Source organism: Massilia oculi (assembly GCF_003143515.1).
Taxonomy (GTDB): Bacteria; Pseudomonadota; Gammaproteobacteria; order Burkholderiales; family Burkholderiaceae_D; genus Telluria; species Telluria oculi.
The window spans coordinates 2,124,961-2,148,314 of sequence record NZ_CP029343.1 but is presented as its reverse complement, the minus strand read 5'-3'; the positions used below and the strand labels follow the sequence as shown (position 1 = coordinate 2,148,314).

The 23,354-nt window shown below is 65.9% G+C and carries 18 protein-coding genes; 13 read left to right on the top strand and 5 right to left on the bottom strand.

The genetic code is table 11. The features are described 5' to 3' along the window. Positions 1 to 4: 4 nt before the first annotated feature. Positions 5 to 673 (bottom strand): SPOR domain-containing protein, encoded by a 669-nt coding sequence (locus DIR46_RS09960; RefSeq protein ID WP_109345103.1) that lies wholly within the window; start codon positions 671 to 673, stop codon positions 5 to 7. Positions 674 to 849: 176 nt separating this feature from the next. Further along, positions 850 to 2,562 (bottom strand): arginine--tRNA ligase, encoded by a 1,713-nt coding sequence (argS, locus tag DIR46_RS09955; protein ID WP_109345102.1) that lies wholly within the window; start codon positions 2,560 to 2,562, stop codon positions 850 to 852. A 195-nt stretch (positions 2,563 to 2,757) separates the two neighbouring features. On the opposite strand from argS, the gene rsmB reads away from it, so the two are divergent. The 8 genes from rsmB to DIR46_RS09915 all read left to right on the top strand — a co-directional run bounded on the left by rsmB (position 2,758) and on the right by DIR46_RS09915 (position 11,188). Then, complete coding sequence (rsmB, locus tag DIR46_RS09950; RefSeq protein ID WP_229446562.1) at positions 2,758 to 4,365, top strand: 16S rRNA (cytosine(967)-C(5))-methyltransferase RsmB; 1,608 nt, start codon at positions 2,758 to 2,760, stop codon at positions 4,363 to 4,365. A 43-nt stretch (positions 4,366 to 4,408) separates the two neighbouring features. Further along, positions 4,409 to 4,984, top strand: a complete 576-nt coding sequence (locus tag DIR46_RS09945; RefSeq protein ID WP_109345101.1) for a DUF4390 domain-containing protein — start codon at positions 4,409 to 4,411, stop codon at positions 4,982 to 4,984. After that, entirely contained in the window at positions 4,974 to 7,283 is a 2,310-nt protein-coding gene (locus DIR46_RS09940) for a sensor histidine kinase (RefSeq protein WP_109345100.1), read from the top strand. The genes DIR46_RS09945 and DIR46_RS09940 overlap by 11 nt, the downstream gene beginning before the upstream one ends. Before the next feature lie 60 nt (positions 7,284 to 7,343). Then, a complete protein-coding gene (locus DIR46_RS09935; protein ID WP_109345099.1) occupies positions 7,344 to 8,099 on the top strand; it encodes a response regulator in 756 nt (251 codons plus the stop codon). Further along, positions 8,099 to 8,506, top strand: coding sequence for a P-loop NTPase family protein (locus tag DIR46_RS09930; protein WP_205289105.1), 408 nt, complete (start codon positions 8,099 to 8,101; stop codon positions 8,504 to 8,506). The genes DIR46_RS09935 and DIR46_RS09930 overlap by 1 nt, the downstream gene beginning before the upstream one ends. A 117-nt stretch (positions 8,507 to 8,623) precedes the next feature. Beyond that, the gene (locus DIR46_RS09925; RefSeq protein WP_005667861.1) at positions 8,624 to 8,881 is read left to right on the top strand and encodes a BTH_I0359 family protein; all 258 of its coding nucleotides are present in this window, start codon (positions 8,624 to 8,626) and stop codon (positions 8,879 to 8,881) included. 107 nt (positions 8,882 to 8,988) lie between these two features. Then, positions 8,989 to 9,753 (top strand): class II glutamine amidotransferase, encoded by a 765-nt coding sequence (locus tag DIR46_RS09920; protein WP_109345097.1) that lies wholly within the window; start codon positions 8,989 to 8,991, stop codon positions 9,751 to 9,753. A gap of 157 nt (positions 9,754 to 9,910) precedes the next feature. Then, positions 9,911 to 11,188, top strand: a complete 1,278-nt coding sequence (locus tag DIR46_RS09915) for an EAL and HDOD domain-containing protein (RefSeq protein ID WP_109345096.1) — start codon at positions 9,911 to 9,913, stop codon at positions 11,186 to 11,188. A 50-nt stretch (positions 11,189 to 11,238) separates the two neighbouring features. On the opposite strand, the gene metH is transcribed toward DIR46_RS09915, so the two are convergent. Further along, a complete protein-coding gene (gene metH, locus DIR46_RS09910; RefSeq protein WP_205289104.1) occupies positions 11,239 to 15,006 on the bottom strand; it encodes a methionine synthase in 3,768 nt (1,255 codons plus the stop codon). A gap of 239 nt (positions 15,007 to 15,245) precedes the next feature. On the opposite strand from metH, the gene DIR46_RS09905 reads away from it, so the two are divergent. Next, positions 15,246 to 15,476 carry a BrnA antitoxin family protein gene (locus DIR46_RS09905; protein WP_229415017.1) on the top strand — a complete coding sequence of 77 codons (231 nt, stop codon included), beginning with the start codon at positions 15,246 to 15,248 and terminating at the stop codon, positions 15,474 to 15,476. 117 nt (positions 15,477 to 15,593) lie between these two features. Here DIR46_RS09905 and fmt read toward each other — a convergent pair whose 3' ends face one another. Together fmt and def are read right to left on the bottom strand one after the other, a co-directional pair. Then, positions 15,594 to 16,541 carry a methionyl-tRNA formyltransferase gene (fmt, locus tag DIR46_RS09900; protein ID WP_109347979.1) on the bottom strand — a complete coding sequence of 316 codons (948 nt, stop codon included), beginning with the start codon at positions 16,539 to 16,541 and terminating at the stop codon, positions 15,594 to 15,596. Positions 16,542 to 16,546: 5 nt separating this feature from the next. Next, on the bottom strand, positions 16,547 to 17,086 hold the full coding sequence (def, locus tag DIR46_RS09895) for a peptide deformylase (RefSeq protein ID WP_109345094.1): 540 nt from the start codon (positions 17,084 to 17,086) through the stop codon (positions 16,547 to 16,549). 307 nt (positions 17,087 to 17,393) lie between these two features. Here def and DIR46_RS09890 point away from each other — a divergent pair, with 307 nt between their 5' ends. The 4 genes from DIR46_RS09890 to DIR46_RS09875 all read left to right on the top strand — a co-directional run bounded on the left by DIR46_RS09890 (position 17,394) and on the right by DIR46_RS09875 (position 23,292). Next, complete coding sequence (locus DIR46_RS09890) at positions 17,394 to 18,524, top strand: LysM peptidoglycan-binding domain-containing protein (RefSeq protein WP_109345093.1); 1,131 nt, start codon at positions 17,394 to 17,396, stop codon at positions 18,522 to 18,524. 8 nt (positions 18,525 to 18,532) lie between these two features. After that, complete coding sequence (dprA, locus tag DIR46_RS09885; RefSeq protein WP_109345092.1) at positions 18,533 to 19,678, top strand: DNA-processing protein DprA; 1,146 nt, start codon at positions 18,533 to 18,535, stop codon at positions 19,676 to 19,678. Positions 19,679 to 19,891: 213 nt separating this feature from the next. Then, the gene (locus DIR46_RS09880; RefSeq protein WP_109345091.1) at positions 19,892 to 20,350 is read left to right on the top strand and encodes a Smg family protein; all 459 of its coding nucleotides are present in this window, start codon (positions 19,892 to 19,894) and stop codon (positions 20,348 to 20,350) included. A gap of 278 nt (positions 20,351 to 20,628) precedes the next feature. After that, entirely contained in the window at positions 20,629 to 23,292 is a 2,664-nt protein-coding gene (locus DIR46_RS09875; protein WP_109345090.1) for a DNA topoisomerase III, read from the top strand. Positions 23,293 to 23,354 lie beyond the last annotated feature (62 nt).

Genomic DNA, 23,354 nt, shown 5'->3' with positions numbered 1-23,354 from the left:
GGGGTCAGCGCTGGTTGCGCACGATGGCGACGTCGATGCCGCTGTCGAGCAGCTTGGCGCGCGCCTTGTTGACGGCTTCGACTTGCGTGTAAGGGCCCACGCGCACCCGGTGCAGCACGCCGCTGTCGGTGCTGCGGTCGCTGATCGCGGCCTCGAAGCCGAGCAGGGCCAGCTTGGCGCGGGTGTTCTCGGCATCCGACATCTCGCGGAAGGCGCCGGCCTGCAGGTAATAGATGTAGCCGTCGGTCACGGCCGCGGCGCCGGAGGCGGGAGCGGCGGTGTTGACCGGACCCGGCGGCGGTGGCGGCGTGCTTGGGCGCGGCTCCTGCATGCCGGCGATGGCGGCGCCCAGCGGGTCGGAATCGGGTTGCTGCTGCGGCGCCTTCGGCACGCTCGCCGGCGCGCTCGGCTGGCTTGGCGCCTGCGGCACCGGCACCGGCGCCCGGTTGCCGTACATCGGCTTGTTGGGGTCGGACGCCTGGCTCGGCTCGAGGTCGGCCGGGCGGCCCAACTTGTTGGAGCGGTCGGTGAACGGCGAGGCGCCCTTGGTGATCACGAGCGCGACCGCCACCGCGATACCCAGCCCGATGATCAGGCCGATGATGATGCCGGTCAGGGTGCTGCCGCGTTGGTAGCGTTGGCTGAGCTTCGATACGGTACGGATGACGGTCATGACGCTTTCTGGTGACGATACGTTGGGCTTCGGTTCCGGTACTGCCTGCGCTTTAGGGCACTTCGAAAAACCTGCTGCGCGTTGCAGTTTCGGTCTGCGGTGCTCACCGTACGGCCGTACGGTTGCGCTTCTCGACCGAAACTGCTGCCGCTCGCGACGGTTTTTCGAGGCGCCCTTCACATCTTGTCCGGCGCCGAGACGCCGATCAGGGCCAGGCCGTTGCGCAGCACCTGGCGGGTGGCGGCGGCCAGCGCCAGGCGGGCCAGCTTGAGCGACTCGTCGTCGTCGAGCAGCCACTTGTGCGCGAAGTAGTAGCTGTGCAGCTCGCCGGCCAGTTCGCGCAGGTAGAACGCGACCTGGTGCGGGCCGAGTTCTGCCTGGGCGCGCTGCAGCATCTCGGGGTAGGCCGCCAGCTTGGCCAGCAGCTGCGACTCGTGCGATTCGGTCAGCGGCGACAGGTCGACCCTGGCCAGGCTGGCGACGTCGCCGCCCCAGTTGGCCAGCGCCGAGCAGATGCGCGCGTGGGCGTACTGGACGTAGTAGACCGGATTCTCGTCGTTGGTCGCGAGGGCGACGTCAACGTCGAACACGAACTCGGTGTCGGCCTTGCGCGAAATCAGGAAGAAACGCACCGCGTCGCGGCCGCGCGTGACGTCGCCATTGCCCGACCATTCGATCAGGTCGCGCACGGTGACGTAGGAGCCGGCGCGCTTGGAGATCTTGACCTCTTCGCCGTTCTTCATCACGGTGACCATCTTGTGCAGCACGTAGTCGGGATAGCCCTGCGGGATGCCGATGTTCACCGCCTGCAGGCCGGCGCGCACGCGCGCGATGGTGCCGTGGTGGTCGCTGCCCTGGATGTTGATCGCCTGGTCGAAGCCGCGGCGGAATTTCTGGATGTGATAGGCGACGTCGGGCACGAAATAGGTATAGGTGCCGTCGGACTTGCGCATCACGCGGTCCTTGTCGTCGCCGTAGTCGGTGGTCTTGAGCCACAGGGCGCCGCCGTCTTCATAGGTCTTGCCGGCATCCACCAGGGCCTGCACCGCCGCCTCGACCTTGCCGTCGGCGTACAGCGACGATTCGAGATAATAATTGTCGAACTTGACGCCAAACGCCTGCAGGTCCTGGTCCTGCTCGTTGCGCAGGTAGGTGACGGCGAAGCGGCGGATCGATTCGATGTCGTTCACGTCGCCGCTGGCGGTGGCCGGTGCGCCGTCGCTGGCCGACACGGTCTTCCTGGCCAGGAAGTCGGCCGCGATATCGGCGATGTAGTCGCCGTTATAGGCCGACTCAGGCCATTCGGCGTCGCCCGGCTTGAAGCCGCGCGCGCGCGCCTGCACCGAGGTGGCCAGGGTGGCGATCTGCACGCCGGCGTCGTTGTAGTAGAACTCGCGGGTCACTTCGATGCCCTGCGATTCGAACAGCGACGACAGCGCATCGCCCAGCGCGGCCTGGCGGCCGTGGCCGACGTGCAGCGGACCGGTCGGGTTGGCCGAGACGAATTCGATGATCGCATGGTGGCCGCTGGCTTCGCTGGCGCGGCCGAACGCTTCACCCTGCTCGAGCACATTGCGCACCACCGACTGCTTGGCGGCGGCGGCCACGCGCAGGTTGATGAAGCCGGGGCCGGCAATATCAAGCGATTCGATCAGGCCCTGCGCGCCCGGTTCGGCCTGCAGCGCGGCGACCAGGCGGGTGGCCAGTTCACGCGGATTGGTCTTGAGCGGCTTGGCCAGCTGCATGGCGATATTGCAGGCGATGTCGCCGTGCGAGGGATCGCGCGGGCGCTCCAGCACCACATTGGGGGCCAGGTCGGTGCCGGCGACGATCGGGGCGAGGGCTGCCTGGAACAGGGCAACGATTTGTTGTTTTTGTTGGGCGAGCATGGGAATGGTCGGAAATAAGGTGCTACTAATATGGACGGCGCCCGAAAAGCAGGCAAACAGCGCACATTATACTAGTTTGACGCCACGCTTTGGCTGGCCACGGCGTTCGCGATTGGCGGTTCAACAACCATATTAAGCGTCGCCAAAGGCATAACCGTTACAATAAGAGCCCATTTTCGCAACATTTTATTCGCCATGACTGACAAGCGTCCAACGCTCACCCTGAAACCCAAGGCCAGGCCCGCCGCCGACCGGCGCGCCCGTGGCGCGGTCGGCCGCAATCCGGGGCAGGGCGGCCAGGGCGCCGCGGGTCGTGGCAGCGGCAAACCAGGACCGGCGGCATCTGGCCAGCCGCGTCCGGCCAACCCCGACAGCCGTCCGGTCGGCAAGCCGCCGCGGGTGCAGGGCGGCGACTTCCCGGGCCAGTCGCGCCCGGCGCGCGAGGAACCCCGGCTGCGCCAGAGCCACGAAGTGAAAGTCGCGCCACAGCGCGACTACCGTCCCGACCTCAAGTCCGATTCGCTGGCCCTGGCGCTGCTGGGCGCCGCCAGCGCCGTGGCGCGCGTGCGCGGCGGCAGTGCGCTGCCGCAGGCCCTGGCTGTCGTCTTCGCCGCCTACGACGCCACCCCGCAGGCGCGCGGCGCGATCCAGGACATCGCCTACCGCACCATGCGCCAGCTGGGGCGCAGCGAGACCCTGCTGGGCCTGATGACGAGCAAGGCGCCCGAGCCGCCGATGCTGGGCGGCCTGCTGTGCGCGGCCCTGAGCCTGCTCGATCCGCCCGAGGGCCAGGCCGCCCCCTATGAAGCCTTCACCGTGGTCGACCAGGCCGTCAGCGCGGCCGCCGCCCATCCCGATTTCGCCCATGCCAAGGCCATGGTCAATGCCGTGCTGCGGCGCTTCCTGCGCGAGCGCGAAGCGCTGGTCGCGCAGGCCCTGCGCGAGCCGCTGGCGCGTTTCAATTATCCGCAGTGGTGGATCGACACCATGCGCGCGGCCTATCCGCGCGACTGGGAAGCCGTGCTCGAGGCCGGCAACGTCCATCCGCCGCTGACCTTGCGCGTCAACCGCCGCAAGCTTGACGTCGCCGCCTATCTGCGCACCCTGCACGACGCCGGCCTGCAGGCCGAACAGGTGGGGCCGGATGCGGTGCGCCTGGCCCAGGCCATCAACGTGGCCCAGATCCCGGGCTTCGCCGATGGCGTGGTGTCGGTGCAGGACGCCGGCGCCCAGCTGGCCGCGCCGCTGCTCGACCTGAAGGACGGCATGCGCGTGCTGGACGCCTGCGCCGCCCCCGGCGGCAAGAGCGGCCACATCCTCGAGACGGCCGACGTGCAGCTGACTTCGGTCGACGCCGACCCGGCGCGCCTGGCGCGCGTGGGCGACAACCTGGGCCGCCTGGGCCTGGACGCGACCCTGCTGGCGGCCGACGCCGGCAGCCGCGATTGGTGGGATGGCCGTCAATACGATCGTATCCTGGCCGACGTGCCGTGCACCGCCTCGGGCATCGTGCGCCGCCACCCGGATATCCGCTGGCTGCGCCGCAAGTCGGATACATCCCAACTTGCAACACTTTCTTCCAAAATACTCGACAATCTTTGGCAGATGTTGCTGCCCGATGGTAAATTGCTGTTCGTGACATGTTCGCTCTGGCCCCAGGAATCGGAGGCGCAGGCAGCCGCTTTCGCGGCTCGCCACGACGCAGTCCGCCTCGATGCGCCGGGCCAACTCCTGCCGCTCGGCGGCGCCGGACAGGATCATGACGGTTTGTTCTACGCCCTGTTCCAGAAGAAAGCGGCGTAAGTTCTTTTACACTACGCGCATTTTTTAAGGCCCCGGCTCACCCGTGACGTTACGACTTTTACGCCTCCTCGCCTGCCAGCTGCTGCTGGCGCTTGCGTGCGTTGGTGCGTGGGTACCGGCGCAGGCGGCCGACGGGATCGAGATCAGCCGCGCCGCGATCGAAGCGAGCGACGACGGCTACCGGCTCAACACGGTCTACGATTTCGAGCTCAATAGCGGCCTGCGGGATGCGCTCCAGCACGGCGTGCAGCTGCATTTCACCACCGAGATCGAGCTGGTGCGGCCGCGCTGGTGGTGGCGCGACGAGCGGGCGGTGTCCGCCAAGCGCACCATCCGCATTTCCTATGACGTGCTGACGCGCCAGTATTACGTGACGGTGGTCGGCTCCTTCCAGGAGCGCTTCCAGACCTTCGAGGATGCGATGTTCATGGTGCGCCGGCCGACCCGCTGGCTGATCGCGCCCAAGGGCAAGCTCAAGCCGGGCGAAGAGTATGAAGTCTCGCTGCGCATGTACATGGACCGCGAATACCTGCAAAAACCCCTGCAGGTCAACGCCTTCAACGACTCCGACTGGCGCCTGACGTCCAGCCGGAAGACCTTTGTCTATCGTGCAGAGTAGACCGGTCAACCAGGTCTTGCGCTACGCCCTCGTCGTGGGCGCAGCCGTGGTGTCCATCCTGCTGTTCCTGCTCGCCTCGGCCTCGGCCAATTCGGAATTCCTCGGCCGCTACTACGCCTGGCTGATCGGCCTGAACGGCACGGTGGCCTTCCTGCTGCTGATCTTCGTCGCGGTCGCCCTCGGCCGCCTGTATTCGCGCTACAAGGCCGGCAAGTTCGGCTCGCGCCTGATGGCGAGACTGGTGCTGCTGTTCGCCGGCATCGGCATCCTGCCCGGTCTGGTGATCTTCATCGTGTCGGTGCAGTTCGTCTCGCATTCGATCGATTCCTGGTTCGACGTCAAGATCGAGTCCGCGATCGAGTCGGGCCTGAACCTGGGCCGCGCCGCGCTCGACGAATCGCTGGCCGAACTGGGCGCGACCGCGCAGACCGCCGCCGCGACCCTGGCCGGGCAGGGCGACATGAGCGCGCAGCCGGTGCTGGCGCGCCTGCTGGCCGACACCACCGGCCTGCAGAGCGCGATGCTGGTCGACGAGAAGGGCGCGGTGCTGGCCGCGGCGCTGGAAGACCGTGGCGCCAACCTCGCGGCCGACGTACCCAACGAACGCATGCTGAAGAGCGCGGCCATGCCGGGCGGGTATGCGCTGGCCGAGGGCGGCGTCGACCGCGACCTGAGCGAGGAGGGGCTCGATGGCGTCTCGAGCGCGCTCGACGCCGTCACCGGCCTGCGCCTGCGCGTGGTGCTGGCCGTGCCCGAGCCGCCCGGCGCGCCGCAGCGCTACCTGCAGCTGCTGCAGTCGGTGCCGGTCAACCTGGCCTCGAACGCCGAGGTGCTGCGCTCGGCCTACAGCGAATACCGGCTGCGCCTGGAGGCGCGCACCGGCCTGCGCAAGATGTATATCGGGATGCTGTCGCTGACCCTGCTGCTGGCGATCTTCGGCGCCGTCGGCAGCGCCTTCCTCATCGCCAGCAACCTGGCGCAGCCGCTCCTGGTGCTGGCCGAGGGCACGCAGGCGGTGGCCGAAGGCGACCTGTCGCCCAGGCCGATCGTCCAGACGAAGGACGAACTGGGCACGCTGACGCAATCGTTCAATGCCATGACCGGCCAGCTGTTCGAGGCCAGGAGCGCGGTCGAACGCAACCGCGCCGCGCTGCAAAGCGCCAAGGCCCACCTGGAGTCGGTGCTGGCCAATATGTCGGCCGGTGTGATCGTGCTCGACGCCGAGGGACTGGTGGTGAACTCGAACGATGCCGCCTACCGCATCCTGCAGGTGGAACCCGGCGCGATGGCCGGACCGCTGGCCCGGATCCCCGGCCTGGAACACTTCTCGAACTGCATCACGCGCGCCTTCTCGGCCCAGAGCGCGCACTCGGCGGCCGAGCGGCGCAAGCGCGCCCACTGGCAGCAGCAGATCGAGATCCCGCGCCGCGGCACCGGCGAAGAACACGACCACGACCTGGTGCTGCTGGCGCGCGGCTCGCGCCTGCCGGTGGGCGCCGACAGCGGCTTCATCGTCGTGTTCGACGATATCTCGGACGTGATCACGGCCCAGCGCTCGGTGGCCTGGGGCGAGGTGGCGCGGCGCCTGGCGCACGAGATCAAGAACCCGCTCACGCCGATCCAGCTGGCGGCCGAGCGCATGCAGATGAAGCTCGAGGACAGCCTGCCGCCGAAAGAGGCCGAGCTGCTCAAGCGCGGCACCACCACCATCGTCAACCAGGTCGACGCCATGAAGCGCATGGTCGACGACTTCCGCGACTATGCGCGCACGCCGCCGGCGATGCTCGAGCCGCTCGACCTGAATGGCCTGATCGAGGAAATCCTGAACCTCTACCTGGCCGAGGACGGCCACGACGTGATCCATGCCAGCCTGGCGCCGAACCTGCCGCGCGTGATGGGCGACGCCACCCAGCTGCGCCAGGTGATCCACAACCTGGTGCAGAACGCCCAGGATGCGCTGGTCGACCGCGGCCCGGACGCGCCTTCGCCGCGCGTGGACGTGAGCACCGAGGCGATCCACTACACCGGCGCCGACGGACTCGCGGGCACCGCGGTGCGCCTGGCGATCGTCGACAACGGCCCCGGTTTCGCGCCGCGCATCCTGGCGCGCGCCTTCGAACCGTATGTCACCACCAAGGCCCGCGGCACCGGCCTCGGCCTGCCCATGGTCAAGAAAATCGTGGACGAGCACGGGGGGCGGATCGACGTCGGCAACCGTACAGATGGAGCTGGCGCGGCAGTCTCCATTTTGCTGCTAAAGTTATCTCAAAACTCGGCCCCATCAGCAAACTTGGCTTAAGTGCAAAAAAACTTATAAAATTGCACACGTGACGGGTAGAAGATCAGGAAGGTAGAAACGATGGCGAACATACTCGTAGTTGACGATGAAATGGGCATCCGGGAACTCCTGTCGGAGATTCTCGGTGACGAAGGCCATGCCATCACCCTGGCCGAGAACGCGCAGCAGGCGCGCGAGGCGCGTGCGGCCGCGACGCCAGACCTGGTGTTGCTCGACATCTGGATGCCGGATACCGACGGCGTGACGCTGCTCAAGGAATGGCAGCGCGACGGCATGTTGACCATGCCGGTCATCATGATGTCGGGCCATGCGACCATCGACACGGCGGTCGAGGCGACCCGCATCGGCGCTCTGAATTTCCTCGAAAAGCCGATTGCCCTGCAAAAGCTGCTCAAGGCGGTCCAGCAGGGCCTGACGCGCGCGCAAGAGGTGGCGCGCGCACCGATGGCGCCACCGCGTCCGATCGCGCCGAGCGCGCCGCCGGTGACGAGCGACGCCGCCATCGCCGCCCCCAGCGCGCCGATGTTCGCGCCGCCGGGCGTGCAGCCCGGCCCCGGCGTCGGCATGACCAACGGTTCACGCATGGTCCATGCCGTGTCGCAGGGCGAGGGCACCGGCTATACGCTGTCGTTCGACCTGCCGCTGCGCGAGGCGCGCGACGCCTTCGAGCGCATGTACTTCGAGCACCACCTGGGCCGCGAAGGCGGCAGCATGACGCGCGTGGCCGAGAAGACCGGCCTTGAGCGCACCCACCTGTACCGCAAGCTCAAGCAGCTCGGCGTCGAACCGGGCAAGCTCGCCAAGAAAGGGGGCTGATGGCCCGCGCGGCCACCTTCCTCGTCGTTGGGGCCAGCGCCGCCGCACGCGAACAGGCGATCGCGGCGCTGCTTGCCAATCCTTCCGCTGTCGTTTCCTCTGCTGCTCCCGGCCCCGGCGACACCGCGTCTCCAGAGTTCAGCGCCGTCATCCTCGAAGGCCTGGGCGTGGCCGCCACGCCGCTGGAAACGGGACCCGGCCTGCAGGTGGTGCGCATCGCGCCGGGTTGCTTGTGCTGCGACGGCAATCTCGTTTTGCGTGTAACATTGAATCGCCTGCTGCGCCAACGCCCGGGACGCCTGTTCCTCGGCCTGGCGAGCAGCGAACACCTTGATCAGTTGCGATCGTGGCTTGCAGCGCCGCCATACGATCAGCTGTTGGCACTGAACCCCACCGTCCACGCCTGACGGCACTTGACGGACTTGAAATCGGTTCGGACAGCCCCACCTCTGAAGCGAAGTGAACAGCCTGCCGTACGCCGCCATGCGGCAGGGTTGCACTAATTTCTGATCGAAGGAGTCATCATGAACATGATCTATAACAGCGAACAGTACAGCGTCGTCGAGTTCGGCGTCGACCGTGAACTCGAAGCGCTGCGATTTGGCGGCTTCGAGATCGTCGACAAGGCCGGCCGTCGCGAGGCCTTCATCGGCGGCCGCCTCGCGCAATCGTTCCGGCGCGACGTCAACAACCTGATTGCCAGCGAACCCACCATGGAAGAAATCGACGACTTCCTGGGCTCGTATGACACCCTGATGAGCCAGCCAGTCGTTCTTCATTGAGCGCCTGCCTTGAACCGTCGTACCGGTCTGCTGCGCTGAAGTCCCCGAGCGCCATTGCCACCAGCGGGCGATGGCGCTTCTTTTATCCGGCGTGGTAAGCTGCGCCCATGTGCCAGCTCCTCGGAATGAACTGCAATGTCCCTACCGACATTGTCTTCTCTTTTACCGGCTTCGCCCACCGCGGCGGCCGCACCGACACCCACCATGACGGCTGGGGAATCGCTTTCTTCGAAGGCAGCGGCGTACGCCATTTCGTCGATCACCAGGCCGCCATCGCCTCGCCGATCGCCGAACTGATCAAGCGTTATCCGATCAAATCGACCAACGTCATCGCCCACATCCGCAAGGCCACCGTCGGCCACGTGGCGCTGGAAAACTGCCATCCCTTCGTGCGCGAGCTGTGGGGCCGCTACTGGGTGTTCGCCCATAACGGCGACCTCAAGGATTTCGCGCCGGTGCTCGACGGGCCCTATCGTCCGGTCGGCACCACCGACAGCGAACTGGCTTTCTGCTATCTGCTGCAAAGCATGCGCCGCGAATTCGGCGACACGGCGCCCAGCCGCGAGGCCTTGCGCGGCCTGCTCGAACGCGTCATTCCCGGCATCGCCGCGCACGGCACCTTCAACATGATGCTGTCCGACGGCACCGCGCTGTTCACCCATTGTTCGACCAAGCTGTGCTACGTGGTGCGCAAGTATCCGTTCGTGACGGCCTGCCTGTCCGACGAAGACCTGTCGGTCGATTTTTCGCAGGTGACCACGCCCGACGACCGGGTCGCGATCATCGTCACCGAACCGCTGACCACGAACGAGGAGTGGACCCATTTCGCCCCCGGAGAACTGAAGGTGTTCGTCGATGGACTGCCGGGGTAGCGCAACCTGGCCCCCCGCCTCCGCAGGGGGGGCGTGTTTGTGGGGCGATTATTTCGATGTGTCGCGAATAAGGTTTCTTTAATAAATTAGTGCCAAGAAGACACATGTCGAAGCAGATGGGGTAAAGTAGTCCGATCGACGCGAGAATGAGAACGAGATGACCGATACCGCCAGCCTCGACGAGGCCTCCCAGCCGCTCCGCATGCGCCATTTCTACCTCGCGCGCCAGCCGGTGCTGGACCGCAACCAGGCGCTGTTCGGCTATGAACTGCTGTTCCGCGGCAGCGCCCAGGGTCCGGCCCATTTCGATTCGGGCCTGTCGGCCAGCGCCAGCGTCATCCACCATGCATCCCAGCTCGGCCTGCCGCGCGCGATCGGCGACGCCAACGCCTTCATCAACGTCGACAAGAACGTCCTGATGAGCGATATGTTCGCCTTCCTGCCGCGCGAGCGCACGGTGCTGGAGATCGTCGCTTCGGTCGAGCCGGACGACGCCGTCATCGAACGCATGCGGACCCTGGGCGCGCATGGCTTCCGCTTCGCGGCCGAGGCGGCGGCCCACGGTCCGGCGCTGTCGCGCCTGCTGCCGGTGATCGACTTCGTCAAGATGGACTTGCGCGCGCTGCCGGTCGTGACCCTGCTGTCGCTGGCGCCGCGCCTGCGCACCACGGGCAAGCGCCTGGTGGCCGAAAAAGTCGAGAACCACGGCGAATACCGCACCTGCCTGGACATCGGCTTCGACTACTTCCAGGGCTATTATTTCGCCAAGCCGTCGGTGCTCTCGAGCCGCAAGCTGTCGCCGTCGCAGACGACGGTGCTCGACCTGGTGAACCTGGTGGCGTCCGATGCCGACAATGCCGAGATCGAAGGCGTGGTCAAGCGCGAGGTGACGATCGGCCTGAACCTGCTGCGCCTGGTGAACACGCCGGCGGTGGGGGCCGGCCGGCGCATCGAATCGATCAGCCAGGCCTTGAGCCTGCTGGGCCGGCGCCAGCTGCAGCGCTGGCTGCAGATCCTGCTGTACGCCGAGCCGGACGTGCGCGGCCACAGCCAGAGCCCGCTCCTGCAGCTGGCCACCACGCGCGCGCGCCTGATGGAGCTGCTGGCCCAGCGCCTGCGACCCGGCCAGAAGAACGTCGCCGACGTCGCCTTCACGGTCGGCATGATGTCGCTGATGGACACGCTGTTCTGCATCCCGATGATGGACATCGTGGAGCAGATCCCCGTGATCGACGAAGTGCGCGCCGCGCTCCTGCAGCGCAGCGGTTTCTTTGGCGAGCTGCTGAAGCTGGCCGAATCGATCGAGCGCATGGACGACGAGGGCGACGATATGCTGGCGGGGCTCAAGAGCCTGTCGATGGACGGCGACGACCTGGCCGAGCTCGAGGTGTCGGCGTTCGAGTGGAGCGACAAGGTGGTGCGCTACGCGATCTGATCGCCGCGCTGAGCGAAATAAAAACGCCGCGAATCTCGCGGCGTTTTGTTTTACAGATTCGGCGCCAGGTGGCGTTCCAGCTCCGCCTTGTCCATTCCGCGCCGCTGCGCCATGTCCTCGACCTGGTCGTTGCCGATCTTCCCGACCACGAAATACTTCGATGCCGGGTGCGCGAAGTAGAAGCCAGACACCGCCGCGCCCGGATACATCGCGAACGATTCGGTCAGCTCCATGCCGACTTCCTCGGCCTGCAGCGTGCGGAACATATCGGCCTTGACCGTGTGCTCGGGGCAGGCCGGATAGCCCGGCGCCGGGCGGATGCCCTGGTACTCCTCTGCGATCAGCGCCTCGTTCGACAGGTCTTCGTTCGCCACGTAGCCCCACAGGTCGGTGCGCACGCGCTCGTGCAGGTACTCGGCGAAGGCTTCGGCCAGGCGGTCGGCCAGCGACTTGAGCATGATCGACGAGTAGTCGTCATGCGCCGCCTCGAAGCGCTGCTCGTGCTTCTCGATGCCGAGGCCCGCGGTCACGGCGAACATGCCGATATAGTCCGGGATGCCGCTGTCCTTCGGCGCGATGAAGTCGGCCAGGCACTGGTTGGGGCGCTGCACGCCATCGACGACCGGCCGGACGCCCTGCTGGCGCAGGCCATAGTAAGTGAAGGCCACCTGCTCGCGCGATTCGTCGGTGTACACCTCGATGTCGTCGTCGTTCACCGTGTTGGCCGGCAGCAGGGCGATCGCGCCGTTGGCGGTGAGCCAGCGGCCTTCGATGATCTTCTTGAGCATGGCCTGGCCTTCGGCGTACACCCTGGTGGCGGCCTCGCCCACTACCTCGTCGCTGAGGATGGCGGGGAAGGGGCCGGCCAGGTCCCAGGTCTGGAAGAACGGGCCCCAGTCGATGTAGCGCGCGATCAGTCCGAGGTCGACATTTTTAAAGACGCGGCGCCCGATGAACTTCGGCTTGACCGGGTTGAATGCCAGCTGCGCCTTGTTGGCGCGCGCCTGCTCGAGCGTCACCATCGGCAGCGCCTTCTTGCCGGCGTGCTGGATGCGGATGCGTTCGTAGTCCTGGGCCAGTTCGATGATGTAGGCGTCGCGCGTGTCGTCGGTGACGAGCGCCTGGCCGACCGAGACCGAGCGCGAGGCGTCCGGCACGTAGACCACCGGGCCGTCGTAGTGCGGCGCGATCTTGACCGCGGTGTGGGCGCGGCTGGTGGTGGCGCCGCCGATCAAGAGCGGCACCTGGCGTTCGCGGAACCACGGGTCGCGCTGCATCTCGCGCGCGACGTGGGCCATCTCTTCGAGCGACGGCGTGATCAGGCCCGACAGGCCGACCATGTCGGCGTTCTCTTCCTTGGCCTTGGCCAGGATGTCGGCGCAAGGGACCATCACGCCCATGTTCACGATCTCGAAGTTATTGCACTGCAGGACCACCGAAACGATGTTCTTGCCGATGTCGTGCACGTCGCCCTTGACGGTGGCGATCACCATCTTGCCCTTCGGCTTGGCGACGATGCCGGTACGCGCTTCTTCCGCCGCCTTTTCTTCTTCGATGAACGGCACCAGGTGCGCCACGGCCTGCTTCATCACGCGCGCCGACTTGACCACCTGCGGCAGGAACATCTTGCCCTGGCCGAACAGGTCGCCGACGATGTTCATGCCGTCCATCAGCGGGCCTTCGATCACGTGGATCGGGCGGCCGTTGGCCGCCAGTACCTGCTGGCGCATCTCTTCGGTGTCCTCGACGATCCACTGGGTGATGCCGTGCACCAGCGCGTGCGCCAGGCGCTTCTCGACCGGGGCGTTCCTCCACTCGAGGTTCTGTTCCTGTCTGGCGCCTCCGGCCTTGAGCGTGCCGGCGAATTCGATCATGCGCTCGGTCGCGTCCTTGCGGCGATTGAGCACCACGTCTTCCACGCGTTCGCGCAGCTCGGGATCGAGGTCGTCGTAGACGCCGACCATGCCGGCGTTGACGATGCCCATGGTCAGGCCGGCCTTGATCGCGTGGTACAGGAACACGGTGTGGATCGCCTCGCGCGCCGGGTCGTTGCCGCGGAAGCTGAACGAGACGTTCGACACGCCGCCCGAGATCTTCGCGTGCGGCAGGTTGTCGCGGATCCAGGCGCACGCCTCGATGAAGTCGTTGGCGTAGTTGTCGTGCTCTTCGATGCCGGTGGCGATGGCGAAGATGTTCGGGTCGAAGATGATGTCTTCGGGCGGGAAGCCCACCTGTTCGGTCAGCACCTTGTAGGCGCGCTCGCAGATCTCGATCTTGCGCGCGAAGGTGTCGGCCTGGCCCTGTTCGTCGAACGCCATCACGATCACGGCGGCGCCGTAGCGGCGGCACAGGCGCGCCTGGCGGATGAATTCCTCCAGGCCTTCCTTCATCGAGATCGAGTTGACGATGGCCTTGCCCTGCACGCATTTCAGGCCCGCCTCGATCACCGACCACTTGGACGAGTCGATCATCACCGGCACGCGCGAGATGTCGGGTTCCGACGCGATCAGGTTCAGGAAGCGCGTCATGGCCGCCTGCGAGTCGAGCATCGCCTCGTCCATATTGATGTCGATGACCTGGGCGCCATTTTCGACCTGCTGGCGCGCCACCGACAGCGCCTCGTCGAACTGCTCGTTCAGGATCATGCGGGCAAATGCCTTCGAGCCGGTGACGTTGGTACGCTCGCCGACGTTCACGAACAGCGACGATTCGTCGATGGTGAAGGGCTCGAGGCCCGACAGGCGCATCGCGACCGGCACGTCGGGCACCTGGCGCACAGGACGGGACTCGAGCATCCGCGCGATCGCCGCGATATGCTCGGGCGTGGTGCCGCAGCAGCCGCCGGCGATGTTGATGAAGCCGGCGTCGGCGAATTCGCGCAGCAGGGCCGACGTATCGGCCGGCAGCTCGTCGAAGCCGGTGTCGCTCATCGGGTTGGGCAGGCCGGCGTTCGGGTAGATGCACACGAAGGTATCGGCGATTTGCGACAGCTCTTGCGCATAGGGGCGCATCAGCGCCGCGCCGAGCGCGCAATTGAGGCCGATCGTCAGCGGCTTGGCATGGCGTACCGAATTCCAGAAGGCGGGCACGGTCTGGCCCGACAGGATGCGGCCCGAGGCATCGGTGACGGTGCCCGAGATCATCAGGGGCAGGCGCGGCGTTTCGGGATGCTCGTCAAAATACTGGTCGATCGCGAACAGCGCCGCCTTGCAGTTCAGGGTGTCGAAGATGGTCTCGACCAGCAGCAGGTCGGCGCCGCCGTCGACCAGGCCGCGCACCTGCTCATGGTAGGAGGCGACCAGCTGGTCGAAGGTGATGTTGCGCGCCGCCGGGTCGTTGACGTCGGGCGAGATCGAGGCGGTCTTCGGGGTCGGTCCCAGGGCGCCGGCGACGAAGCGCGGCTTGTCCGGCGTGGAGTATTTGTCGCAGGCGGCGCGCGCGAGCTTCGCCGCCTCGACGTTCATCTCATAGGCCAGGTGCGCCATGTGGTAATCCTCCTGCGCCACGCCGGTGGCGCCGAAGGTATTGGTCTCGAGCAGGTCGGCGCCGGCGGCGAGATAGCGTTCGTGGATCTCCTGGATCACCTGCGGCTGGGTGAGGGTCAGCAGCTCGTTATTCCCTTTTACGAACAGCTCGCGCTGGCCGCTTCCCTCGGGCGCCGCGAAGTTCGCGAAACGCTCGCCGCGGTAGGCCGCTTCATCGAGCTTGTACTGCTGGATGATGGTGCCCATTGCGCCATCCAGGATCATGATGCGGCGCGCGAGGATCTCGCGCAGCTGGGTTTCGATCGGGGAGATGGCGGGCGTAACGGCGTTCATGATGGTGGTTTTCCAGGCTGCGGCTTGACAGGCCGATTGACATTGGGCGGTCTACGATTATACGTCATGCGGCCTGTTTGGCCCGGCGGCAGGGGCGTGTATGTATCGTTATGTATTCAAACCGCCATGCGTTACATGGCGTTACATTTGTTGGGGTGCCTGCAATCTTTACGATACATGGCGAGACGACAATCAAGGTCCGCCTCCGCGAGTGGCGCACGTATAGATGGGATAACCGCATGAACAAAGAATACCAACCGGATTGGGATCAAGCCATGGACCGCAACCCGGAGCCAGCAATGTCGTCGAAGCCACAAGTCGCCAGCAATGGTGTGAAACAGATCGTCACGATCCGCCTGGATGTGGATATGCTTGAATGGTTCAAGGGTGCAGGTCCCGGCTACCAGACCCGTATCAACCAGGTCCTGCGTGAACACATGGATGCCCAGCGTACGTCGCAGGCGGAATAAAGAGGCTGCGGCGTCTTCGTGACGCCGTTCTTCGTTAGCGCTGATACGTTGTCCCCGCCAAGACGCCCGGCGAGGGCGGGGACGGTTCTTGAAAACGGTTTCTGGGGGCGGCCGGCGCTAACCGAATGTCAACCCCGCCAGCGAAAACCCTTTCAGGAATTCCGCCGCCTTGAGGCGCTTGCCGCCAGGCTTCTGCAATTCGCTCAGGCGCAGCGCGCCTTCGCCGCAGGCGACCACGATGCCGCCGGCGTCGGCCTGCAGGACCGCGCCCGGTGCGCCGCTACCGTCAACCGCTTCGGCCGACCAGAACTTCACCGCCACGCCATCGATCACGCCGTTGGCGCCGGGGAAGGGATTGAAGGCCCGCACCTTGCGCGCCAACACTTCGGCCGGCAAGCTGAAATCGAGCTTCGCTTCTTCCTTGCCGATCTTGGCCGCGTAGGTCACCCCTTCGTCCGGCTGCGCCACGGCCTGCAGGCCGCCGGCCTCCATCTTGCGCAGCGCGTCGACGATCATGCGTCCGCCCAGCGCCGCCAGCTTGTCGTGCAGGCTGCCGGTGGTGTCGGATGCTTCGATCGGCAAGCGCTCCATGGTCAGCATCGGTCCCGTATCGAGACCTTCTTCCATCTCCATGATGGTTACGCCGGTGTCAAGGTCGCCCGATTCGATCGCGCGGTGGATCGGCGCGGCGCCGCGCCAGCGCGGCAGCAGCGAACCGTGGATATTGATGCAGGGGCGAATGTCGAGCGTGCTGCGCGGCAGGATCAGGCCATAGGCCGCGACCACCATCACGTCGTAGTCGATCGACTGCAATTGTTCGTGCGCGGCGCGGGCTTGCGCGGCGCGCTCCGGGTCCTTGGCATCCATGCGCAGCGACAGCGGCTGCGCCACCGGCATGCCATGCGCCAGCGCGTACTGCTTGACCGCGGAGGCCTGCAGCTGCATGCCGCGCCCGGCGGGGCGGTCGGGTTGGGTCAGGACCAGTGGGATCTCGAAGCCGGCCTCGTGCAGGGCACGCAGGGCGACGGCGGCGAACTCAGGCGTGCCGGCGAAGACGACCTTCATCGCGGTCAACGGCGACCGGCGCGCTGGGCGGCGTCGCGCTGCATGCCGCGCTCTTCCTTCTGCAGCTTGGCCTTGATGCGGTTGCGCTTGAGCGGCGACAGGTATTCGACGAAGACCTTGCCCATCAGGTGGTCCATCTCGTGCTGGATGCACACGGCCAGCAGGCCGTCGGCCTCGACCTCGAACGGCTTGCCGTCGACGTCGAATGCGCTCACCTTGATCCGGGCCGGGCGCTCGACGCCGTCGTAGACGCCGGGCACCGACAGGCAGCCTTCGTCATAGACCTGCTTTTCTTCGCTGGCCCAGGTGATGTCGGGGTTGATGAAGACCATCAGCTTTTCTTGCGCTTCGGTCACGTCGATGGTGACCACGCGTTCGTGCACGTCCACCTGGGTGGCGGCCAGGCCGACGCCGGGCGCGTCGTACATGGTTTCCGCCATGTCGGCCACCAGCTTGCGCAGGCGCTCGGTACCGAATTCGGTGACCGGCTTGGCGACCTTGTGCAGGCGCGGGTCGGGATAGCGGAGGATGTCGAGAAGTGCCATATCGGATCGAATGTCGGTGGAGTTGTCTAGGTTGAACGGGTACTTGGCTGGCAGGCAAGACAGGACGCAAACCCGCCACACGCCCTGGCGCGCAGACCTCGGTTTGCTTGCTAGTTCAGGGATTTGTGTGCAGAATTTGATTCTATACAGCAACCCTTCCGTGAGCGGGGAGCGGTACGTCGTGCTATCTCTGGCTGCGGCCGGGCCAGATGACGGCGCGGCCTGTTCAGCATCATGACCTGCATTGGATGCAGCTGCAATCTGGCGGCATCATTTAATCTTACGCCGCATTAAACGGACGTCTTCAATGAAAAATTTTAGCACAGTCGTGGCCCGTGCTGCTGCCGTGGCGTTACTTGCATGCGCCGCCGGCGCCTCGGCCCAGACCCTGGTGCCCGCCACGACTGCGACTGCCGCCTGCAGCTTCCGCCCGGACGCACCCGACAAGCACGTCGTGGTCAAGGGCGATACCCTATGGGATATTTCTGGCGCCTTCTTGCGCAACCCATGGTGCTGGCCCCAGGTCTGGGGCATGAACCGTGACGAAATCCGCAACCCGCACTGGATCTATCCGGGCCAGACCATCTGGTTCGACCGCGCGCGGGGCCGCCTGAGCCTGCAGCAGCCCGGCAGCGGCCTGGACGCCGGCGACGGCCGCGATGCTCCTCCGCTGACCCGGCTGTCGCCGCAGGTGCGCAGCGAAGGCCTGGCGCGCGACGCCGTGCCGGCAATTCCCGCCGGCGCCATCGAACCCTATCTGACCCAGCCGCTGGTGGTCGAGGCCGGCGAGCTGGCGGGCGCGCCGCGCATCGCCGCCTCGCAGGAAGGCCGTGTCTACCTGGGAGAGGGCGACCGTGTCTACGTGCACGGCGACATCGGGGGCGAGCGCGTGTTCCAGGTGTTCCGTCCGGGCACCGCGCTGCGCGACCCGCAGACCGGCCAGGTGCTGGCGCACGAAGCCGCCTTCCTGGGCACCGTCAAGCTGCTCAAGCCGGCCGCGCCCGGCGTCGACGTGCACACCTTTCAGGTGACCCATACCCTGCAAGAGATGGGCGTGGGCGACCTGCTGGTGCCGGCGCCGCCGACGCCGGTGCGCAACTACGTGCCGCATGCGCCGCTGCAACCCCTCGACGGCCGCATCATGTCGATCTACGCGGGCGTGACCTACGCCGGACAGAGCCAGGTCGTCACTGTCAATCGGGGCGCGGTTGACGGACTCGATGTCGGCGCCGTGCTGCAGCTCTATCATCTTGGGAAGACTGTGGCCGATCCAGCGAGCCGGGGTTTCCTCGGCCTGGGCCGGCAGCAGTTGAAGCTGCCCGACGAGCAATACGGCAACCTGTTCATCTTCCGCGTGTTCAAGAACGTCTCGTACGGCTTGGTCATGCAGGTGACGGCGCCGGTGCAGGTGGGCGACGTCGCCAAATCACCCGAGTAACCAATACCGTGCAAGCCACGGAAACCCATCTCATTGCCGAGCGCACCACCACGATCGCCAACTGGCTGCGCCTGGAGCAGGCGGACGGGGTGGGTTGCCGCAGCGCGCATGCGCTGTTGTCGGCCTTCGGCTCGCCCGGCGCCATCTTCAGGGCGGGGCCGGCCGCGCTGGCGGCCCACGTGTCGGCCAGCCAGGCACGCGCCTTGTGCGCGCCAATCACGCCCGCCCTGGCGGCCCTGGTCGAGGCCACCCTGGCCTGGCTGGCGCAACCCGGTCACCACCTGCTCACCTTCGGCGATCCCCGCTACCCGGCCTCATTGGCCGAGATCCCCGATCCGCCGCTGCTGCTGTACGCCGCCGGCCGCATCGAGATGCTGGCGCGGCCCCTGGTCGCCGTGGTCGGCAGCCGCAACGCCAGCGTGCAGGGCAAGCTCGACGCCGAATCCTTCGCCGCGGCCCTGTCCGGCGCCGGCCTGTGCGTGGTCTCGGGGCTGGCGCTGGGCATCGACACTGCCGCCCACGAAGGCGCGCTGCGCGGGCCGGGCGCCACCATCGCCGTGGTCGGCACCGGCCTCGACCGCGTCTATCCGGCGCGCAACCGGCAGCTCGCCCACCGCATCGCCAAACACGGTTGCCTGCTCAGCGAATACGCGCTGGGCACGCCGCCGCTGGCCGCCAATTTCCCGCGCCGCAACCGCGTGATCAGCGGCCTGGCGGCCGGCGTGCTGGTGATCGAGGCCGCCGCACAGTCCGGCTCGCTGATCACGGCCCAGATGGCGGCGGAGCAGGGCAGGGAAGTGTTCGCCTTGCCCGGCTCCATTCACTCCGCGCTGGCCAAGGGGTGTCATCGCCTGATCCGCGACGGCGCGCAGCTGGTCGAGACGGTGGACGAGGTGTTGCTGGCGATGCAGGTGTCGCCGCTGGCGGCCATCCCACAAGAATGCAACCAGAAGCCGGATGCGGGGCCCGGCGACACGACGGAAGAAGACGCCGAACTATTGGCCGCGCTGGGCCACGAACCGGTGGCGCTCGACGATTTGCTGGCGCGTCTTGGGGCCGATGCGGGCGAGCTCGGCGGACGACTGCTGGGCCTGGAGCTGGCCGGTCTGGTGGCGCAACTGCCGGGTGGAAGGGTGCAGCGCATCTGGCCTTAGTGCTACGTCAAACCAGGCCATTCGGATGGACATTTGATAGATTGACTGTGCTTCTGCTAACGCAGTTTGCGAATTGTACGTTCTTGTTTTTAATCGTTTTTGGTAAGCTGGCTGATCGAACAAGGCTTTGATACAACGTTTTTTCCACGAGGCAGCACGGCAGGCGCGCTCTACTTGTGCCGCACGAAGTTTAGCTGCTACAGTAGCGTCACTATGTTCGACATCCTGGTCTATCTCTACGAGACGTACTACCGTCCCGACGCCTGCCCCGAGCCGGCAGCCCTGGCTCGCAAGCTGTCCGCCGTCGGCTTCGACGACATCGAAATCTCGGAAGCGCTGGACTGGCTGACCGGGCTGACTGATGCGCCCTTGCCCGACACGATCGACGCCTCCACCGGCACGCGTTACTACGTGGACGAGGAATACATCGAGCTGGGCAGCGCCGCGATCGGCTTCATCGCCTTCCTCGAAAGCGCCAGGGTGCTCGGCCCGATCCAGCGCGAGATCGTCATCGAGCGGGCGCTGGCCTGCGACGAGTCTCCCATCGCCTTGAGCAAGCTCAAGATCATCGTGCTGATGGTGCTCTGGAGCCAGGGCAAGGAGCCGGACGCGCTGATGTTCGACGACTTGTTCAGCGACGACGACGAGCAGGAACCGCGTCTGCTGCACTGAATTACGTATCACACCGCAACATCCATCGAACGGGGCTGACGCCCCGTTTTGCTTTTCTTGTGCCCCATTTCTGGGCAGCGAAGAGGCGGCGTGCGGTGCGCATCGCACCGTCCTGTAGCGCAAGGTGTACTTGCAGGGAGCGCGATAACGCGCTTATCATTGGCCGCTTCATCTTGACAGTTACCAATCAGACACTATGGCCGGAATTTCACCGGCCCGGCTGCGAGCATGTATGATGCGCAAGCCCACACTATATAGATAGCACGACGAGAATCACTATGACCAAATCCCTCATCATCGCCGAGAAACCGTCGGTCGCGAACGATATCGCGAAGACGCTGGGCGGCTTCACCAAGCACGATGAGTACTTCGAGTCCGACGACTACGTCCTCTCGTCCGCCGTCGGCCACCTGCTCGAGATCGCGGTGCCCGAAGAACACGACGTCAAGCGCGGCAAGTGGAGCTTTACCCACCTGCCGATGATCCCGCCTTATTTCGCGCTGAACCCGATCGCCAAGACCGAATCGCGTCTCAAGGTGCTCAATAAGCTGATCAAGCGCAAGGACGTCACCACCCTGATCAACGCATGTGACGCGGGCCGCGAAGGAGAACTCATCTTCCGCCTGATCGCCCAGAACGCGAAAGCCAAGCAGCCGGTCAAGCGCCTGTGGTTGCAGTCGATGACGGCCAACGCGATCCGCGAAGGCTTCAACAACCTGCGCAGCGACGAAGAAATGCTGCCGCTGGCCGACGCCGCGCGCTGCCGCTCCGAAGCCGACTGGTTGATCGGCATCAACGGTACCCGCGCCATGACCGCCTTCAACTCGAAAGAGGGTGGCTTCTACCTGACGACGGTGGGCCGGGTGCAGACGCCGACCCTGTCGATCGTGGTCGAGCGCGAAGAGAAGATCAAGAAGTTCGTGCCGCGCGATTACTGGGAAGTGCGCGCCGAGTTCGTGTGCGCCGCCGGCGTCTACGAAGGGCGCTGGCTCGACCAGAAATTCAAGAAGGACGAGAACGATCCCGAGAAGCGCGCCGAGCGCCTGTGGAGCCGCGCCGCCGCCGATTCGATCGCGGCCGCCTGCCGCGGCAAGCAGGGCAATGTCACGGAGGAGAGCAAGCCGACCACCTCGATGGCGCCGGGCCTGTTCGACCTGACGTCGCTGCAGCGCGAGGCCAACGGCCGCTTCGGCTTCTCGGCCAAGAACACGCTGGGCCTGGCCCAGGCGCTGTACGAAAAGCACAAGGTGCTGACCTACCCGCGTACCGATTCGCGCCACCTGCCGGAAGACTATATCGGCACTGTGAAGTCGACCCTGGAAGCGCTGGCCGAGACCAATAACTACAACGCGTTCGCCAAGCAGATTTCCAAGAACGGCTGGGTCAAGCCGAACAAGCGCATCTTCGACAACGCCAAGATCTCGGACCACTTCGCCATCATCCCGACCGGCGTGGTGCCCAAGAACCTGAGCGAACCGGAACAGAAGCTGTACGACCTGGTCACGCGCCGCTTCCTGGCCGTGTTCTTCCCGGCCGCCGAGTTCCTGGTCACGACCCGCTATACCGAAGTCTCGGGCCACCAGTTCAAGACCGAAGGCAAGGTCATGACCAACCCCGGCTGGATGGCCGTGTATGGCAAGGACCTGGGCGACGACAAGGACGGCGCCAATCTGGTGCCGGTGGCCAAGGGCGAGAAGGTCCTGACCGACAAGGTCACGGCCAACGGACTGGTCACCAAGCCGCCGGCGCGCTACAACGAAGCGACCTTGCTGTCGGCAATGGAAGGCGCGGGCAAGCTGGTCGACTCCGACGAGCTGCGCGATGCGATGGCCGGCAAGGGCCTGGGCACGCCGGCGACGCGCGCGGCCATCATCGAGGGCTTGCTGACCGAGAAATACCTGCTGCGCGAGGGGCGCGAGCTGATGCCGACCGCGAAAGCGTTCCAGCTGATGACCTTGCTGCGCGGCCTGGGCGTGAACGAACTCACGGCGCCCGAGCTGACCGGCGAATGGGAATTCAAGCTGTCGCAAATGGAGAAGGGCAAGATCTCGCGCGAAGAATTCATGCGTGAAATCCAGCAGATGACCCAGATCATCGTCAAGCGCGCCAAGGAATACGACAACGACACGATTCCCGGCGAGTACGCGACCCTGGTCAACCCCTGCCCGAACTGCGGCGGCGTGGTCAAGGAAAACTACCGCCGTTTCGCCTGCACCAAGTGCGACTTCTCGATGAGCAAGACGCCGGGCAGCCGCCAGTTCGAGATCGAGGAAGTCGAGGAACTGCTGAAGAACCGCACCATCGGTCCGCTGCAGGGCTTCCGCTCGAAGATGGGGCGCCCGTTCGCCGCCATCCTGCGTATCGTGCGCGATGAAGAGATCAAGAACTTCAAGCTCGAGTTCGACTTTGGCCAGGACGAGGAAGGCGAAGAGGGCGAAGGCGTCGATTTCAGCGGCCAGACCCCGGTCGGCCCTTGCCCGAAGTGCAACGGCGGTGTGTACGAAATGCCGCTCGCCTATGTTTGCGAGCACAGCGTGGCCAAGCCGAAGACTTGCGACTTCCGCAGCGGACGCATCATCCTGCAACAGGAAATCGTGCCGGAACAGATGGCCAAGCTGCTCAACGACGGCAAGACCGACTTGCTGCCGGGCTTCGTGTCCCAGCGTACCCGTCGTGCATTCAAGGCCTTCCTGGTGCGCGGCAAGGACAACAAGATCAGCTTCGAGTTCGAGGAGCGCAAGGCCAAGCCGGGCGCCGCCGCCAAGGGCAAGGCAGCCGATGCCGAGGCCGCGACGGGCGCCGATGGCGCCGATGGCGCGGCAGCGCCGGTGAAGGCGGCGCGCAAGACGGCTGCAAAAACGGCCGCCAAGCCGGCGGCGAAGAAGGCCGTGGCCAAGAAGGCGCCAGCCAAGAAGGCGACCGCGGTCGCCGCGAAGAAGTAAGCGGATCGGTGGCGGGCCTGGCCCGCCTCGTCCGGACGTAAAAAAACCGCGGCTCGCCGCGG